The following is a 17,048-nucleotide window of genomic DNA, read 5'->3' on the forward strand; positions in this document are numbered from 1 at the left end:
GCTTCAGAATAGTATTGAAATTATCTTAATTAAATGGGCGTAAAGTCGCCTGCGCCCGCCTAAAATCATCATAAGTAGCTGGCTGGAAAGGCTGTTTTGCTCTATACTTGTAGGGTTTATCTAACTTAATTCCCGCCGCATAGCGCATACCTTCATTCACATCTTCTAAGTAAGCTGCACATTGCCCTCAGTTCCGGGCATTGATTGTGCGCAACTCTAGCAGACAGGTCGCAGCGGCGGTAACAACTCAGGAGTTACCCTTGCTGCCACTTTCGCAGTCCCTACCGCAGTCCTTATGTTCCGGCTTAGATTCTCCAGCCATTCTTGCACTCTCTGACGGCACGTTGTTTCATGGTTATTCAATTGGTGCTACAGGCAGCACCATTGGCGAAGTTGTTTTCAATACCGCCATGACCGGCTATCAGGAAATATTAACCGACCCAAGTTATTGCCAGCAGATTGTTACGCTGACTTATCCGCATATCGGCAACACCGGCATTAATTCGGAAGACAATGAATCCGACAAATGCCAGGTAGCGGGTTTAATCATCAAAGACTTACCTCTGCTGGTTTCTAATTTCAGGTCAGAGCAAAACTTAGCCGCATATTTAAAAGCACAAAATATTGTTGCGATAGCTGGCATAGATACTCGCAAGCTGACGCGTATTTTGCGTGAAAAAGGTGCACAATGCGGCGCCATTTTAGTTGGCGATGATGCGCAAAAAGCGGTTCAACTCGCGCAATCGTTTGCCGGTTTGGCGGGCATGGATTTGGCGAAAGTTGTCTCAACCAAAAAAACCTACGAATGGCGTGAAACGGAATGGGTGCTTGGCGAAGGTTACGGCACACAAATTACTCCAAAATTTCACGTGGTCGCATTTGATTTCGGCGTGAAGCGTAATATTTTGCGGATGTTAGCAGAGCGCGGTTGCCGCGTTACGGTAATGCCAGCAGAAACCACTGCGGCAGAAGTGCTGGCGTTGAATCCAGATGGTGTGTTCCTGTCGAATGGCCCTGGTGATCCTGAACCATGTACTTATGCAATTGATGCAGCAAAAGAATTGATTGAGCGCGGCATTCCTACTTTTGGTATCTGTTTAGGACACCAAATTATGGGGATAGCTTCGGGCGCTAAAACCTTGAAGATGAAATTCGGCCACCACGGCGCGAATCATCCGGTACAAGATCTGGTAACTAAGGAAGTATTCATCACTTCACAAAACCACGGTTTTGCAGTTGATGAAGCGACTTTGCCGGCCAACTGCAAAGTTACGCATGTGTCTTTGTTTGACGGTTCATTGCAAGGCTTCGAGCGTACTGACAAACCAGCATTTTGCTTCCAGGGTCATCCGGAAGCTTCGCCAGGTCCGCATGAAATTGCCCCTTTGTTTGATCGCTTCATTGCGCTGATGAATTCGGAGAAAAATAAAAATGCCTAAACGTAGTGATATAAAAAGTATTCTGATTATTGGCGCTGGTCCGATCATTATCGGCCAGGCCTGTGAGTTCGATTATTCTGGTGCACAAGCTTGTAAAGCCTTGCGTGAAGAGGGTTATAAAGTCATTTTGGTGAACAGTAATCCTGCCACGATCATGACTGACCCTGAAATGGCCGATGTAACGTACATCGAGCCAATTACATGGCAAGTAGTTGAGCGCATTATCGCCAAAGAGCGTCCAGATGCGATTTTGCCAACCATGGGCGGTCAAACTGCACTGAATTGCGCGTTAGATTTGCACCGCCATGGTGTACTGGAAAAATATAGCTGTGAATTAATCGGCGCATCACCGGAAGCAATTGATAAGGCCGAAGATCGTTCCAAGTTTAAAGCTGCCATGACCAAAATCGGTTTGGGTTCGGCACGTTCCGATGTAGCGCACACACTGGAAGAATCTTGGGCTGTACAAAGAACTTTAGGTTTCCCAGTGATTATTCGTCCTTCATTTACGATGGGTGGAACTGGCGGCGGGATTGCTTACAACGAAGAAGAATTCGAAACCATCTGCAAACGCGGCCTGGAAGCGTCACCAACCTCAGAATTATTGATTGAAGAATCATTGATTGGCTGGAAAGAGTTTGAGATGGAAGTCGTCCGCGATTCAGCCGACAACTGCATCATTGTTTGCTCGATTGAAAATCTGGATCCGATGGGCGTGCATACTGGTGATTCGATCACCGTAGCGCCAGCGCAAACGTTGACAGATAAAGAGTATCAGATCATGCGTAACGCTTCGATTGCAGTGTTGCGTGAAATCGGCGTAGATACCGGCGGATCGAACGTGCAATACGCGATTAATCCGGCGGATGGCCGTATGATCGTCATTGAAATGAATCCACGTGTTTCCCGTTCTTCCGCATTGGCATCCAAGGCAACCGGTTTCCCGATTGCTAAAATTGCAGCCAAACTGGCGGTAGGTTACACACTCAATGAATTGCGCAATGATATTACCGGAAGCGCTACGCCGGCCTCATTTGAGCCAACCATTGATTACGTGGTTACTAAAATTCCACGTTTCACTTTTGAAAAATTCCCGCAAGCGAATGATCATTTAACGACTCAAATGAAATCCGTTGGTGAGGTGATGGCGATTGGCCGCACTTTCCAGGAATCGTTCCAAAAAGCCTTGCGCGGTTTGGAAGTCGGTGTTGATGGTTTGAATGAAAAAACCCGCGATCACGAAGTAATTAAAGAAGAATTGGGCGAGCCTGGACCTGAGCGTATCTGGTACGTTGGTGACGCGTTTGCACAAGGCTTCAGCTTGGAAGAAGTACATCAATTAACTCATATTGATCCTTGGTTCTTAGCGCAGATTAAAGACATTGTTGATATTGAACTGTGGCTTGAAACGCAAAAACTTGAGCAGTTGGATAAAAACATCTTATTCCGCTTAAAGCAAAAAGGTTTTGCAGATCGCCGTTTGGCGAAACTGTTGCACACCACGGATAAAGAAGTACGTGAATACCGTCATTCCCTGAATATTTTCCCAGTCTATAAACGGGTTGATACCTGTGCGGCAGAATTTGCAACCAAAACTGCGTACATGTATTCAACCTACGAGGAAGAGTGCGAATCGCTGCCAACCAATAATAAAAAAATTATGGTGTTGGGCGGCGGGCCAAATCGGATTGGGCAAGGGATTGAGTTTGATTACTGCTGCGTACACGCTGCCTTGGCAATGCGTGAAGACGGCTATGAAACGATTATGGTCAACTGTAATCCAGAAACCGTTTCAACCGATTACGATACTTCCGATCGTTTGTATTTTGAGCCAGTCACTTTGGAAGACGTATTGGAAATTGTCGCCAAAGAAAAACCAATCGGCGTGATTGTGCAATACGGTGGTCAGACCCCGTTGAAATTGGCCTTAGATCTGGAAGCGAATGGCGTGCCGATTATTGGCACTTCGCCAGACATGATTGATGCAGCTGAAGATCGTGAACGTTTTCAAAAATTGTTGCATGAATTGAATTTGCGTCAACCGCCGAATCGAACTGCGCGCACTGAAGAAGATGCATTGCGTTTGGCTGCTGAAATCGGTTACCCGCTGGTCGTACGTCCTTCTTATGTTTTGGGCGGACGAGCGATGGAAATCGTGCATGAACAACGTGATTTAGAGCGTTACATGCGCGAAGCGGTCAAGGTTTCACATGACTCGCCAGTGCTGTTAGACCGCTTCTTGAATGACGCAATTGAAGTCGACGTAGATTGTTTGTCTGACGGCGAACGCACCTTTATTGGCGGCGTAATGGAGCATATCGAACAGGCTGGCGTGCATTCCGGTGACTCAGCTTGCTCATTGCCTCCGTATTCACTTTCTGCCGAGACTATAGCTGAACTGAAACGTCAAACGTCGTTAATGGCTAAAGGCCTGAACGTGGTTGGTTTGATGAATGTGCAGTTTGCAATTCAACAGGCTGAAGGTAAAGATGTCGTGTTTGTGCTGGAAGTCAATCCACGCGCTTCACGTACGGTGCCATTTGTTTCTAAGGTAACCGGTTTGCAATTAGCAAAAATTGCAGCGCGTTGCATGGCTGGACAATCGCTGGATTCCCAAGGAATTATCAACGAAGTCGTTCCTTCTTACTACAGTGTTAAAGAAGCGGTATTCCCGTTTGTTAAATTCCCTGGCGTTGATACGATTTTAGGGCCGGAAATGAAATCGACCGGTGAAGTCATGGGTGTGGGTAAAACCTTTGGCGAAGCGTTCGTTAAGTCGCAGTTGGGTGCTGGCGTTCATTTGCCTAAAGCAGGTAAAGTGTTCCTTAGCGTCAAAAACAACGACAAACCACGTGCAGTTAAAGTGGCAGCAAATTTAGTTAAAATGGGCTTTACTATTTTGGCAACGAAAGGCACTGCAGCTCAAATCAGCGCAGCTGGCGTACCAGTCACTCCAGTCAATAAAAAGAGTGAAGGGCGTCCACATATTGTTGATATGATCATCAATCGTGAAATTGCCCTGGTGATTAATACCGTAGAAGAAAAACGTTCAGCGATTCAAGACAGCGGCGCGATCCGCGTATCTTCCTTGGCCGCGCGAGTAACGACTTTTACCACGATTGCCGGTGCGGAAGCTGCAGTAGAAGGTATGCGTCATTTAGATGAATTGCACGTATATGATTTACAAGGTTTGCATAAAACTTTACACTAAGCGTTGGTAGGTTTTTCGCCTAGTTTGATATAACAACCACAGAGCTTATTTATTTGGCACTTTGTTTCAGTGCTTTATAAATGAGCTCTGTGGTTTTCACTTAAAGAAATACGATGAGTACAGTACCTCTAACTAAATTCGGAGCCGAGCTGTTAAAGCAAGAGCTTCATCAATTAAAAACGCGTGAAAGACACGCTGTAATCAGTGCGATTGCCGAAGCACGTTCGCATGGCGATTTGTCAGAAAATGCTGAGTATGATGCAGCTAAAGAGCGCCAAAGTTTTGTTGAGGGTCGTATTGCCGATCTGGAAGGTAAATTAAGCTCCGCACAGATCATCGACCCAGCAACCCTGGATGCAGAAGGCCGTATTGTTTTTGCTTCGACAGTGGATTTGGATGATTTGGAAACCGGTGAAAAAGTTACCTATCAAATCGTTGGTGAAGATGAGGCAGATTTAAAAGAAAAGAAAGTCTCTATTACCTCGCCAATCGCACGTGCTTTAATTGGCAAGTATGCTGGCGATATCATCGCAGTACAAGCGCCCGCCGGTGTGCGTGAGTATGAAGTTATTGATGTCCGCTATATTTAATATTAATGCGTAAAATTCAATGACTACGGCTTGGGATCGGGCGCAATTATTAATCACCACGGCGTGGGTTGGTAGCCTATGGACTATTGGCTACTTGGTCGCGCCCACCTTATTCAAGACGCTTACCGACTCAAGCCTGGCAGGCACAATTGCTGGGCAGTTATTTTATGTTGAAGCCTGTTTGTCGGTAGTTTGTGCGCTGCTGTTGTTGGGTATTGCGTTGTATCAGCGCAAACGCTTACCGAAACTGGTGCTCGGCATGCTGCTATGTACGATATTAGGTTATTTTGTCTTGCATCCGTTTATGGCCGAATTACGCGCGGCTGGATTAACTAATCCGGATAATAAATGGCAGTTTGGCATGTTGCATGCCATCTCAAGCGGGTTTTATCTGATGCAAAGCGTTCTAGGTGCTATGCTGGTATTGGAGCATTTGAACAAGAACGTTGAGGTTGCATTGCGTTAAAGTAACGACGGCAACCTCAAAGCAATTGGATACTTTTAGATTTTACGAACTTTTCAATGCTGATTTTTTAGCACTGGCTTGACGCGGTTTAGCACGTTTAATATTGCCACCTTGAGTAACCCGTTCATTCCCTTTAAGCATAACTTTGGAAACAGTAGGGCGTTTTTGACCGCTAGGACTTGGTTTGACGATAGTTACTTCGCGCAAGCCGCCGCCTGTTTTACGCAATACTTTTTCAACGGAGCCTTCCAACTTTGGACGGAACAGAACAAAAAGTTTGCCAATATGCTGAATTGGAGCCGCTTTTAATGTCGTACAGATAGTTTCATACATAGCAAGGCGGGCTTCACGATCATCACCAAACACACGCACTTTGATCAAGCCGTGGGAATTTAATCCATTATCGATTTCTTTCATGACGGCTTCAGACAGACCGGCTTCGCCGATTAATACGATAGGATTTAAGGCATGAGCCTCTGAGCGCAAAGCGCTACGTTCGATTGCAGTAAGTTTTAACATGGTTTCACTATTTCCTCTAAAGGCACTATTTTACGCGAATGGCTAAGAATAAATTCAATCAAAACTGGTTACATGATCATATAAATGATCCTTATGTAAAATTAGCGCAACGAGAAGGCTATCGTGCAAGGGCTGTATATAAACTAAAAGAAATAGATGAAGCAGAAAAATTAATCAAACCGGGTCAAATTATTGTTGATTTGGGAGCAACTCCAGGTAGTTGGTCGCAATATGTACGGAATAAATTGGCTGGTAAAGCAGGTGGCGGTATTTTAGGCGAAATTTTTGCTTTAGATATGTTACCTATGGAACCAATTGCCGATGTACAATTTTTACTTGGTGATTTCCGCGAACAAGAAATACTTGATTTGCTTGAAACTCGCCTGTTAGGACGCAAGGTAGATCTAGTATTATCGGATATGGCACCGAATTTATCCGGGATTCCAACTGCAGATGCGGCGCGGATGGAAGATATTATTGAGCTCGCCATTGAATTTTCTAAGGCGCATCTCAAACCAACTGGCTCATTATTGGTAAAATGCTTCCACGGGCCTGCTTACAATACGGTTTGGGATCGATTTAAAAGCGAATTTAAGGTGGTTTCATCAAAAAAACCTAAAGCTAGCAGGGATAAATCGTCAGAAATATTTATTTTGGGACGTGGTTTGAAATAAGTGTTGAATATTGCCAGCTAACACTTGATAAATAATAAGCCGCCACTATATGTCAATTAGTATACTTGCCGCATTCTGATTCAGTGATTTTAGAACCTGGGTAATACCTGGGTGCATTAATTTGTGTAGTTGACGCCATTCGTGTCTAAGGAGTTTTTGTGAATAATATGTTTTCTAAAGCAGCCATTTGGGTTGTTGTTGCCATGGTTTTGTTCATGGTTTTTAAGCAATTCGATGGCAAAGGCCTTAGTGCTGGTGCCGCGCCAATTGCTTATTCTGATTTTTTGGATCAGGTGAAATCTAAGCAACTCAAAGAAGTCGTCATAGAAGATGGAAATATCACAGCAGTTACGCAAGACGGTAACAAAGTTAAAACTACAGCAACGGCCTTAGACCGAGGCTTAATTGGTGATTTAGTCAGCAGCGGAATTAAATTTGACATCAAGCGCGCTGAAGAGCCTTCGCTGTTAATTCAATTATTAATGTCTTATGGACCGATGTTGTTACTGATCGGTGTGTGGATATTTTTTATGCGCCAAATGCAAGGCGGCGGTAAAGGTGGCGCATTCTCCTTCGGTAAATCTAAAGCACGGATGCTGGATGAAACCACTAATAACGTGAGTTTTGCCGACGTTGCAGGTTGCGATGAAGCCAAAGAAGAAGTGCAGGAAGTGGTTGAATTCTTGCGCGATCCTACTAAATTCCAAAAACTCGGTGGTCGTATTCCACGCGGCGTATTAATGGTTGGCCCTCCGGGTACTGGTAAAACTTTACTGGCACGTGCGATCGCCGGTGAAGCTAAAGTACCTTTCTTTACTATTTCCGGTTCTGATTTCGTAGAAATGTTTGTCGGTGTTGGTGCTTCTCGCGTGCGCGATATGTTTGAAAATGCAAAAAAACATGCACCATGTATTATCTTTATCGATGAAATTGACGCAGTTGGTCGCCATCGTGGTGCCGGTATGGGCGGCGGTAATGACGAACGCGAACAAACCTTGAATCAAATGCTGGTTGAGATGGATGGCTTTGAACCAAATTCTGGCGTGATCGTTATTGCGGCAACTAACCGTGCCGATGTATTAGATAAAGCCTTGCTGCGCCCAGGTCGTTTTGATCGTCAGGTGACGGTAGGCTTGCCAGATATTCGTGGTCGTGAGCAGATTCTGAATGTTCACATGCGTAAAGTACCAATTGCCCCAGACGTTAAAGCTGATATTTTAGCGCGCGGTACACCTGGTTTTTCGGGTGCTGATTTAGCTAATCTGGTAAATGAATCAGCTTTGTTTGCTGCTCGCCGCAATAAACGGTTGGTAGAGATGCAGGATTTTGAAGATGCTAAAGACAAAATCTACATGGGCCCTGAGCGTAAATCGATGGTAATGCGTGAAGATGAGCGCCGCAATACTGCGTACCACGAATCTGGCCACGCTGTGGTGGCGAGTTTGCTGCCCAAAGCTGATCCGGTTCATAAAGTCACTATTATGCCGCGTGGTAATGCGCTTGGCTTAACTTGGCAGTTGCCTGAACATGATCAGATTAGTGGCTACAAAGATAAAATGCTTGGCGAAATTACTATTTTATTTGGTGGTCGGATTGCCGAAGAAATTTTTGTCGGTCAAATGTCGACTGGTGCATCTAACGATTTTTCACGTGCAACTAAATTGGCACGTGCCATGGTGACGCGTTTTGGTATGTCCGAAAAATTAGGCGTGATGGTGTACGAAGATAGTCAGCAAGAAGGTTATTTTGGTGGTGCGTCAAAAACTATTTCTGAAGCGACTCAGCAAACTGTTGATGCTGAAATTCGCCGTATTCTTGATACTCAATACGCGCAGTCGCGCCAATTGTTAGAAGAAAATCGCGATAAAGTGGAAGCCATGACTAAAGCCTTGCTCGATTGGGAAACCATTGATGCCGACCAGATTGGCGATATCATGCAAGGCATTGAACCACGTCCTCCTAAGGTTAGTGGCTCGGTCAGAAAACCAAGTTCCGGTGATGGCATTGCACCTAGTGTGACTGCTACGGCTTAAGCTAGATTTTGGTGTTTATTTAAAAAGGGTGGGAATATTTCTCACCCTTTTTTTATCTCTCAAAACAAGAATTAGAAATCTGAATGGAAAAATATTTACAATGTGGCCGCTATCGCTTTCCCTTAATAGGTAAAGATGCACGACCTTTGGTAATGGGAATACTCAACGTTACACCTGATTCTTTTTCGGATGGATCAGAAAATGCTGATTTGAATTTTCTGTTAGATCGTGCCGAAGCTATGATTAATGCCGGTGTTGATATTATTGATATCGGTGGAGAGTCGACCCGGCCCGGTGCCAAACCGGTTAGCCTGGAGCTGGAATTGCAACGCGTTATGCCTATCATTTATGCACTGCGCGATTGCGGCATTCCACTCTCAATTGATACCTATAAACCGGAAGTGATGCGCGAAGCGCAATTGGCTGGCGTAGATATGATTAATGACGTACATGGTTTTCGTGCTGAAGGTGCTTTAGAAGCCGTTGCCAATAGTGATTGTGCGTTATGTATTATGCATATGCAAAACACTCCGCAAACGATGCAAGATCAGCCGCAGTACGATGATGTGATTACCGAAGTCAGCGATTTTTTTGCTGAGCGCATCCGCACAATGCAACAGCATCGCATCGAAAAAAATAGGCTGTTATTAGATGTGGGATTTGGTTTTGGCAAAAGTTTGCCTCATAATCTCACTCTTTTACGACAGCAAAAATTATTCTCAGAGCGTTTTAGTTTGCCCGTTTTAGCCGGCTTATCGCGTAAATCTATGCTAGGTGCGCTGACTGGCAAGCCAGTAGAGCTGCGATTAGCCGCCAGTATCGGTGCAGCCATTACGGCAGTGGCGCACGGCGCTCAGATTGTGCGCGTGCATGATGTGGCAGAAACAATTGATGCGTTAACAATCTGGAACTCCATTAAAAATATAAACCAGCAGGGAATAGAGCAATGAAAAGAAAATATTTTGGCACCGATGGAATACGCGGAAAAGTGGGCGCAGCGCCAATAACGCCTGATTTTGTGATGCGCCTAGGTTATGCCGCTGGAAAAGTGCTGGCGCAAGTCAGCCATCAAGAATCAAATCGTCCAACGGTGTTAATCGGTAAAGATACTCGTATATCTGGCTACATGCTGGAAGCTGCTTTACAAGCGGGTTTTGCCGCAGCCGGAGTCGATGTGGTGTTGGCTGGGCCAATGCCTACGCCAGCTATCGCTTATTTAACTCGTGCTTTACGGTTGAATGCTGGTGTAGTTATTTCCGCTTCACATAATCCTTTTGACGATAACGGCATTAAGTTTTTTTCCGCCCAAGGCACTAAATTACCGGATCAGGTTGAGTTGGAAATTGAGGCTAATTTAGAGTTGGAAATGCACTGTGTTCCTTCCGAAAAATTGGGTAAAGCGCGCCGTTTAGACGATGCGCCAGGGCGTTACATTGAGTTTTGTAAAAGCAGTTTCCCGAATGAGTTGGATTTGCGTGGCTTAAAAATTGTGGTCGACTGCGCACACGGTGCGGCATACCACATTGCGCCGCACGTCTTGCATGAACTCGGCGCGGAAGTGATTGCAATCGGCAATCAGCCCAACGGCATTAACATTAACGATCAGGTCGGTGCTACGGACACTGCGGCATTATCGCAAGCGGTGCAACATCATCATGCCGATTTAGGTATTGCATTGGATGGCGATGCAGATCGTTTAATGATGACGGACGCCACCGGTCGCGTTTATAACGGTGACGAATTACTGTATTTAATGGCGACTGATCGTCTTGCGCAGGGTAGTTTATCCGGCGTAGTGGGTACTTTAATGACCAATATGGCGTTAGAAGTGGCGTTTGAAGAATTGGGTGTGCCGTTTGCGCGCGCTAAAGTCGGTGACCGTTACGTGTTGGAGTTGATGCGTGAACGTGGTTGGATTTTAGGTGGTGAAGGTTCCGGGCATTTACTCTGCTTAGATCAGCACAGCACAGGCGACGGCATCATTTCAGCGTTACAGGTGCTGTCTGCATTGCGCCGTCATAACAAAACATTGCCGGAATTTTTTACTGGCATCAGTATGTTTCCGCAGGCCTTAGTGAATGTCCGGGTGGTTGCTGGAACAGACTGGCAAAAAAATGCAGCGATGGTGGCGGATAAGGCACTTGTGGAAGCAGAATTGGGCAAAAATGGACGGGTGTTAATTCGTGCATCCGGCACCGAGCCGTTAATTCGTGTGATGGTAGAAGCGCGTCAGGACGAGCTGGCGCAGCAAATGGCTAAGCGATTAGCAGCGCATTTGTCCGGAGTGTAGATGATTTGGGCGCAGCATTAACTAGTTTGGGAAAGTTTTGCTGCTGCCTAAAGCTCAATTGCAACTTACTCAAACGTTGCGATCAATTCAGCATCTTTAGCACGCGCCCAAGCCACAGCCGGGCGTGCGTTAATCCGATCAATATACGTTTTAACTACGGGCAGTAATGGCACCAGCTGGAATTTGGTTATCCAGGTGAGTGCCGTTCCCCACAACACGTCAACTGCGGTGAATCTATCGCCTAGTAAGTAATGCCCTTTGCTGAGTTGGTCCGTTAAGGTTTTATACATGGTCTCAAAATCACCGTAGGGCGACATACTCTGTGGAACTGGTTCACGCTTTTGTGAGCGATCAACAATCGCTGGCTCAAAACACGAGCTGTAATATACCATCCAGCGTAAATATGGGCCGCGCAGCGGATCGTCAATTTTCGGCGCAAGACCGGCGTCCGGGTATAGATCTGCCAGATATAAATACACCGCTGATTGTTCAGTAATAATCGCTTCGCCGTGTTTAAGTGTGGGCACTTTTCCCATTGGATTAATTGCTAAAAACGCCGGCTTTCTTTGCTCACCTTCTTTCATATTTAAAACGTAAAGATGGTATTCGGCGGCCAGTTCTTCCAGCAAGGTCAGCACGCCTGTGGAGCGGGTATTTGGGCAATGGTAAAAGGTTAGTTCGCGAACTGTGCTCATAATCAAACTCCTGATCGGGTTATGTTGATTAATAAGTAAGATGTTGAAAGTTGAAAATTTGCTTAGAAATGCGCCAGCCCGGCATTTGTAACATCTACAACGCGCGTAAGGCAAGAACAAATAGCCTGACTGGAGAATTATGCAAAGAAATAACTACAGCAGTGTGAAAAATAGTTCAAATTTTTATTTGAGAATACAGTAGTGTGAAATTAATATTTCTTAGCTATAGCTCAATAAATACACTAGGCGATAAATATACTGTCAAAAAATTGATTTTCACCATGCTAAGAGGCATGTAATGCGTTAAATATTTTAAAGAATTGAGGGAGTATTGGTTTTTTGCTTAATTCTGCTTAAATTTATTTGATTTATGGTGCAAAGTTTTGGATTTAGAACTTGCCATATCCAACTGTATTTTATGCGGAGCATTGCTTTACGTTCGCGTCAATACAAGTTTATATTTGGATCCAATTAATCTTAAGCAAAGAATAGTTGGAATTCTTACAGACTGTTGCTCGCGGGCTTATGATTGCAGCGCGCAATTATGGCATAATCAAACGCTCCAATAAATACGTCAATCAGGTAGCTAGAATTATGTTGAAAACGCTCTACGATAAATTGTGGGAATCCCATGCAGTTCACGCAGAACCCGATGGCACGACAATCCTGTACATAGATCGCCATTTATTACATGAAGTAACCAGTCCCCAGGCATTTGACGGTTTGCGCCTGACCGGCCGCGCACCGTGGCGCGTTTCAGCCAATTTAGTGGTTGCTGATCATAATGTACCCACTACTAATCGCATCAATGGTATCGCTGACCCAACTTCCCGTCTACAAGTTGAAACGCTGGACGCTAACACCAAACAATACGGCTTAACTTACTTTGGCATGAATGATAAGCGCCAGGGAATTGTGCACGTCATCGGTCCTGAGCAAGGTGCAACTTTACCGGGAATGACGGTTGTTTGCGGCGATTCACATACTTCTACGCACGGCGCTTTCGGCTGTTTGGCACATGGTATCGGCACGTCTGAAGTCGAGCATGTGCTGGCAACCCAGACACTGATCACGCAAAAATCAAAAGCCATGCTAGTGCAGGTTGATGGCGCGTTGCCGTTGGGCGTCACTGCTAAAGATGTAGTGCTCGCCATTATCGGCAAAATCGGCACGGCTGGTGGCACCGGTTATGCAATTGAATTTGCCGGTTCCGCAATCCGTAGTTTGTCGATGGAAGGGCGCATGACCGTATGCAATATGGCGATTGAGGCCGGAGCTAGAGCGGGCATGATTGCGGTGGATGATACGACTATTGATTACGTGAAAGGCCGCCCTTATTCGCCAGTTGGTCCGCATTGGGAGCAAGCGGTATCATACTGGCGCACCTTACATACCGATGCAGGTGCGCCATTTGATTTGGTGATTCATTTAAATGCTGCCGAAATCAAGCCGCAAGTAACCTGGGGTACATCGCCGGAAATGGTGTTGTCCATAGATGGACGTATTCCAGATCCGGACCAAGAAAAAGATGCGACTAAACGTGACGCAATTGAAAAAGCGTTAGCGTATATGGCATTAAAACCGAATACCGCGATCACCGATATCCGGATTGATAAAGTTTTCATCGGCTCGTGCACCAATTCACGGATTGAAGATTTACGCGCTGCGGCTTCAGTTGTACGTGGTAAATATCGCGCCTCAAATGTAAAATTGGCGATGGTGGTACCAGGTTCTGGTTTGGTGAAAGAGCAGGCCGAACGCGAAGGCTTGGACCGGATCTTCAAAGATGCCGGTTTTGAGTGGCGCGAACCGGGTTGTTCAATGTGTTTAGCGATGAATGCCGACCGCTTAGAGCCGGGCGAGCGTTGCGCTTCCACTTCAAACCGTAATTTTGAGGGCCGCCAGGGGCAGGGCGGACGCACGCATCTGGTTTCCCCTGCAATGGCGGCGGCAGCAGGTATCGCCGGCCATTTTGTTGATGTGCGTACTTTGCGTAACTAATATTTAAATATCGGACTATGATCATGAAAAAATTTGCACTATGTTGTTTGGCTGTCTTGGCAATCACTGTTTTATCTGCATGTAACACTATTGAAGGTTTTGGCAAAGATGTGAAAAATGCAGGGCAATCAATGGAAAATGCGGCTGCCAAAAAAACGAATAATTAATAGCGACTGAAATGTATTGGAAGAGCTGTCAGCATGGATAAATTTATTGTACATAAAGGAATTGTGGCACCGTTAGACAGAGCAAATGTCGACACCGATGCCATTATTCCCAAGCAGTTTTTAAAGTCGATACACCGCACGGGCTTTGGTCCCAACTTGTTTGATGAATGGCGCTATTTAGATCATGGCGAACCTGGCATCGACAACAGTCATCGCCCGCTTAATCCAGAATTTGTACTGAATCAGGCGCGCTATCAAGGCGCATCAATTTTATTGACGCGTAAAAATTTTGGTTGTGGATCTTCGCGTGAGCATGCTCCTTGGGCGTTGCAGCAATTTGGGTTTCGCGCCGTCATTGCGCCAAGTTATGCCGATATTTTTTACAACAACTGTTTTAAAAATGGTTTGCTGCCGATTGTGTTGCCCGAAGCGACTATCGATGCTTTGTTTAACGAAACTAATGCGTTTATCGGTTTTCAATTACAAATTGATTTAGAGAATCAAGTGATTTCTACGGCAAGCGCTGACCGTCATTTTGAATTTGAGATCGAGGCGTTCCGTAAACATTGCTTGCTTAATGGCCTGGATGATATTGCGCTGACTTTGCGCTCAGCTGACAAAATCCGCGAATTTGAAGCACGTCATTTAGCTAGTCAACCTTGGTTGGCTAACACAATTTAATCTTTTACCCAATTAAAATAATGAAAATAGCTATCTTGCCGGGTGACGGCATTGGACCAGAAATCGTTGCGCAAGCCGTTAATGTATTGAACGTATTGGGCGAATCATTTGAAATGGAAACTGCGCCAGTTGGCGGCGCTGGTTATGCTGCACACGGGCATCCATTGCCTGAAGCAACGCTAACTTTGGCAAAGCAAGCTGATGCAATATTGTTGGGCGCAGTGGGCGATTGGAAATACGACACGCTGGAACGTGCTTTGCGTCCTGAGCAAGCTATTTTAGGATTGCGTAAGCATCTGAATTTATTTGCTAATTTGCGACCGGCCATTTTATACCCTGAATTAGCCGGTGCTTCGACTTTGAAGCCTGAAATCGTCTCGGGTTTAGATATTTTAATTATTCGTGAATTAACCGGTGATGTCTACTTTGGTCAACCGCGTGGCGTGCGTATCGCAACTGATGGTGCATTTATTGGAGAGCGTGAAGGTTTTGATACGATGCGTTACGCGGAAACTGAAATCCGCCGCATTGCTCATGTGGCTTTTCAGGCCGCGCAAAAACGCGATAAGCGTTTAACTAGTGTCGATAAAGCCAATGTGCTGGAAACTTTCCAGTTCTGGAAAGACATTGTGACCGAAGTACATCAGGAATATCCAGATGTCGCTTTGGATCATATGTATATTGATAATGCTTCAATGCAATTAATCCGCGCACCGAAAAAGTTTGATGTGATCGTGACAGGCAATATGTTTGGTGATATTTTATCGGATGCGGCCGCAATGTTAACAGGCTCTATCGGCATGTTGCCTTCGGCGTCATTAGACGCCAACAACAAAGGTCTTTATGAGCCATCGCACGGCTCAGCACCTGATATTGCCGGTAAAGGAATCGCTAATCCATTGGCCACCATTCTTTCTGCTGCGATGATGTTGCGCTTTACCTTGGCGAAACCAGAACAAGCGGATCGAATTGAAACAGCGGTTAAAAAAGTGTTAGCACAAGGTTTGCGTACCCCGGATATTTATGAGCCAGGCACCACGAAAGTAGGAACGGAAGAAATGGGTAATGCAGTGGTACGAGCGCTCACCTGAAAAGTCAAAATGAATACAGCAAGCACAATAAATAGTTAACGAAAGCGGGAAAAAAATGAAATTAGTTGGTTTAGTTGGTTGGCGTGGCATGGTAGGTTCGGTTTTGTTGCAGCGCATGCAGGAAGAGGGCGATTTTGCGCATATTGAGCCAGTCTTTTTTTCGACTTCCAATGCAGGTGGTAAAGCGCCGAGCATGGCTAAGAACGAGACGTCATTGCAAGACGCAAATGATATTGCTGCATTAAAGAAATGCGACATTATCATTACCTGCCAAGGTGGTGACTACACTTCTGAAATTTTCCCGCAACTGCGTGCTAGCGGCTGGAACGGCTATTGGATCGATGCGGCATCTACTTTGCGCATGAATGACGACGCGATCATTATTTTGGACCCAGTCAATTCCGACGTAATCAAATCTGGCTTGTCACGCGGCATTAAGAATTACATCGGCGGCAATTGCACAGTTTCATGCATGTTAATGGGGTTGGGCGGTTTATTTGAGCATGATATGGTGGAGTGGGTCACCAGCATGACCTATCAAGCGGCCTCTGGTGGCGGCGCGCAACATATGCGTGAATTGCTTACTCAGTTTGGTCAAATTAATGCTTCTGTGAAATCCTTATTGGATAACCCTAGCTCGGCAATCTTAGAGATTGATCGCCAAGTGCTGGCTCAGCAACATGCATTTACGGCTGAAGACACCAAACAATTTGGTGTCCCATTGGCTGGCAACTTAATCCCCTGGATAGATAAAGATTTAGGTGATGGTAGCTCCAAAGAAGAATGGAAGGCTGGCGCAGAAACCAATAAAATTTTAGGACGCGGTGCCGGTTTCAATAAAACTGCGATTCCTGTTGATGGTTTGTGCATACGAGTTGGTGCTATGCGTTGTCATTCTCAGGCATTGACTATCAAGCTTAAGCAAGATGTGCCGTTAAATGAACTGGCAGACATTATTGCGCAAAACAATCAATGGGTTAAGGTAGTTGAAAATACCCGTGAAGCATCTATGCGCGAATTAACGCCGGCAGCAGTTACTGGCAGCATGACAATTCCTGTTGGACGGTTACGAAAGTTACAAATGGGCGGTGATTATCTATCGGCATTTACTGTTGGTGACCAATTGCTTTGGGGTGCGGCGGAGCCTTTGCGGCGTATGTTGCGGATATTGGTGGATTAATTTGCAATTAA

15 protein-coding genes are annotated in these 17,048 nt (G+C 45.5%); 13 read left to right on the forward strand and 2 right to left on the reverse strand.

Going from position 1 to position 17,048, the window contains the following annotated elements:
• Positions 1 to 263 precede the first annotated feature (263 nt).
• The 4 genes from carA (at position 264) to S2091_RS11070 (ending at position 5,706) form a co-directional block, all read left to right on the forward strand.
• Positions 264 to 1,439: a glutamine-hydrolyzing carbamoyl-phosphate synthase small subunit gene (gene carA / locus S2091_RS11055; RefSeq protein ID WP_105531933.1), complete on the forward strand. Its 1,176-nt coding sequence runs from the start codon at positions 264 to 266 to the stop codon at positions 1,437 to 1,439.
• Entirely contained in the window at positions 1,432 to 4,650 is a 3,219-nt protein-coding gene (gene carB, locus S2091_RS11060) for a carbamoyl-phosphate synthase large subunit (RefSeq protein WP_105531873.1), read from the forward strand. Before carA ends, carB begins: the two co-directional genes overlap by 8 nt.
• 113 nt (positions 4,651 to 4,763) lie before the next feature.
• Complete coding sequence (gene greA, locus S2091_RS11065; RefSeq protein ID WP_105531874.1) at positions 4,764 to 5,240, forward strand: transcription elongation factor GreA; 477 nt, start codon at positions 4,764 to 4,766, stop codon at positions 5,238 to 5,240.
• A 19-nt stretch (positions 5,241 to 5,259) separates the two neighbouring features.
• Positions 5,260 to 5,706, forward strand: a complete 447-nt coding sequence (locus S2091_RS11070) for a DUF4149 domain-containing protein (RefSeq protein ID WP_105531875.1) — start codon at positions 5,260 to 5,262, stop codon at positions 5,704 to 5,706.
• Positions 5,707 to 5,748: 42 nt separating this feature from the next.
• Here S2091_RS11070 and S2091_RS11075 read toward each other — a convergent pair whose 3' ends face one another.
• Positions 5,749 to 6,225: a YhbY family RNA-binding protein gene (locus S2091_RS11075; RefSeq protein WP_105531876.1), complete on the reverse strand. Its 477-nt coding sequence runs from the start codon at positions 6,223 to 6,225 to the stop codon at positions 5,749 to 5,751.
• A gap of 38 nt (positions 6,226 to 6,263) precedes the next feature.
• Here S2091_RS11075 and S2091_RS11080 point away from each other — a divergent pair, with 38 nt between their 5' ends.
• From S2091_RS11080 to glmM, 4 genes are all read left to right on the forward strand, one after another.
• Positions 6,264 to 6,899 carry an RlmE family RNA methyltransferase gene (locus S2091_RS11080; RefSeq protein WP_105531877.1) on the forward strand — a complete coding sequence of 212 codons (636 nt, stop codon included), beginning with the start codon at positions 6,264 to 6,266 and terminating at the stop codon, positions 6,897 to 6,899.
• A 158-nt stretch (positions 6,900 to 7,057) separates the two neighbouring features.
• Positions 7,058 to 8,932, forward strand: coding sequence for an ATP-dependent zinc metalloprotease FtsH (ftsH, locus tag S2091_RS11085; RefSeq protein ID WP_105531878.1), 1,875 nt, complete (start codon positions 7,058 to 7,060; stop codon positions 8,930 to 8,932).
• A gap of 83 nt (positions 8,933 to 9,015) precedes the next feature.
• Positions 9,016 to 9,882, forward strand: coding sequence for a dihydropteroate synthase (gene folP / locus S2091_RS11090; RefSeq protein WP_105531879.1), 867 nt, complete (start codon positions 9,016 to 9,018; stop codon positions 9,880 to 9,882).
• A complete protein-coding gene (gene glmM / locus S2091_RS11095; RefSeq protein WP_105531880.1) occupies positions 9,879 to 11,222 on the forward strand; it encodes a phosphoglucosamine mutase in 1,344 nt (447 codons plus the stop codon). The genes folP and glmM overlap by 4 nt, the downstream gene beginning before the upstream one ends.
• A gap of 65 nt (positions 11,223 to 11,287) precedes the next feature.
• Here glmM and S2091_RS11100 read toward each other — a convergent pair whose 3' ends face one another.
• A complete protein-coding gene (locus tag S2091_RS11100; protein ID WP_105531881.1) occupies positions 11,288 to 11,917 on the reverse strand; it encodes a glutathione S-transferase family protein in 630 nt (209 codons plus the stop codon).
• A 594-nt stretch (positions 11,918 to 12,511) separates the two neighbouring features.
• Here S2091_RS11100 and leuC point away from each other — a divergent pair.
• Genes leuC through asd form a run of 5 tightly spaced genes read left to right on the forward strand, consistent with a single transcriptional unit; the run spans position 12,512 to position 17,037 of the window.
• On the forward strand, positions 12,512 to 13,918 hold the full coding sequence (leuC, locus tag S2091_RS11105) for a 3-isopropylmalate dehydratase large subunit (RefSeq protein WP_105531934.1): 1,407 nt from the start codon (positions 12,512 to 12,514) through the stop codon (positions 13,916 to 13,918).
• A 23-nt stretch (positions 13,919 to 13,941) separates the two neighbouring features.
• The gene (locus S2091_RS11110) at positions 13,942 to 14,085 is read left to right on the forward strand and encodes an entericidin A/B family lipoprotein (protein WP_105531935.1); all 144 of its coding nucleotides are present in this window, start codon (positions 13,942 to 13,944) and stop codon (positions 14,083 to 14,085) included.
• 33 nt (positions 14,086 to 14,118) lie between these two features.
• Positions 14,119 to 14,766, forward strand: coding sequence for a 3-isopropylmalate dehydratase small subunit (leuD, locus tag S2091_RS11115; protein WP_105531882.1), 648 nt, complete (start codon positions 14,119 to 14,121; stop codon positions 14,764 to 14,766).
• A 20-nt stretch (positions 14,767 to 14,786) separates the two neighbouring features.
• Positions 14,787 to 15,857: a 3-isopropylmalate dehydrogenase gene (gene leuB, locus S2091_RS11120; RefSeq protein WP_105531883.1), complete on the forward strand. Its 1,071-nt coding sequence runs from the start codon at positions 14,787 to 14,789 to the stop codon at positions 15,855 to 15,857.
• 55 nt (positions 15,858 to 15,912) lie between these two features.
• Entirely contained in the window at positions 15,913 to 17,037 is a 1,125-nt protein-coding gene (gene asd / locus S2091_RS11125; RefSeq protein ID WP_105531884.1) for an aspartate-semialdehyde dehydrogenase, read from the forward strand.
• Positions 17,038 to 17,048: the final 11 nt, after the last annotated feature.

The organism is Solimicrobium silvestre, assembly GCF_002976435.1.
Taxonomy (GTDB): Bacteria; Pseudomonadota; Gammaproteobacteria; order Burkholderiales; family Burkholderiaceae_D; genus Solimicrobium; species Solimicrobium silvestre.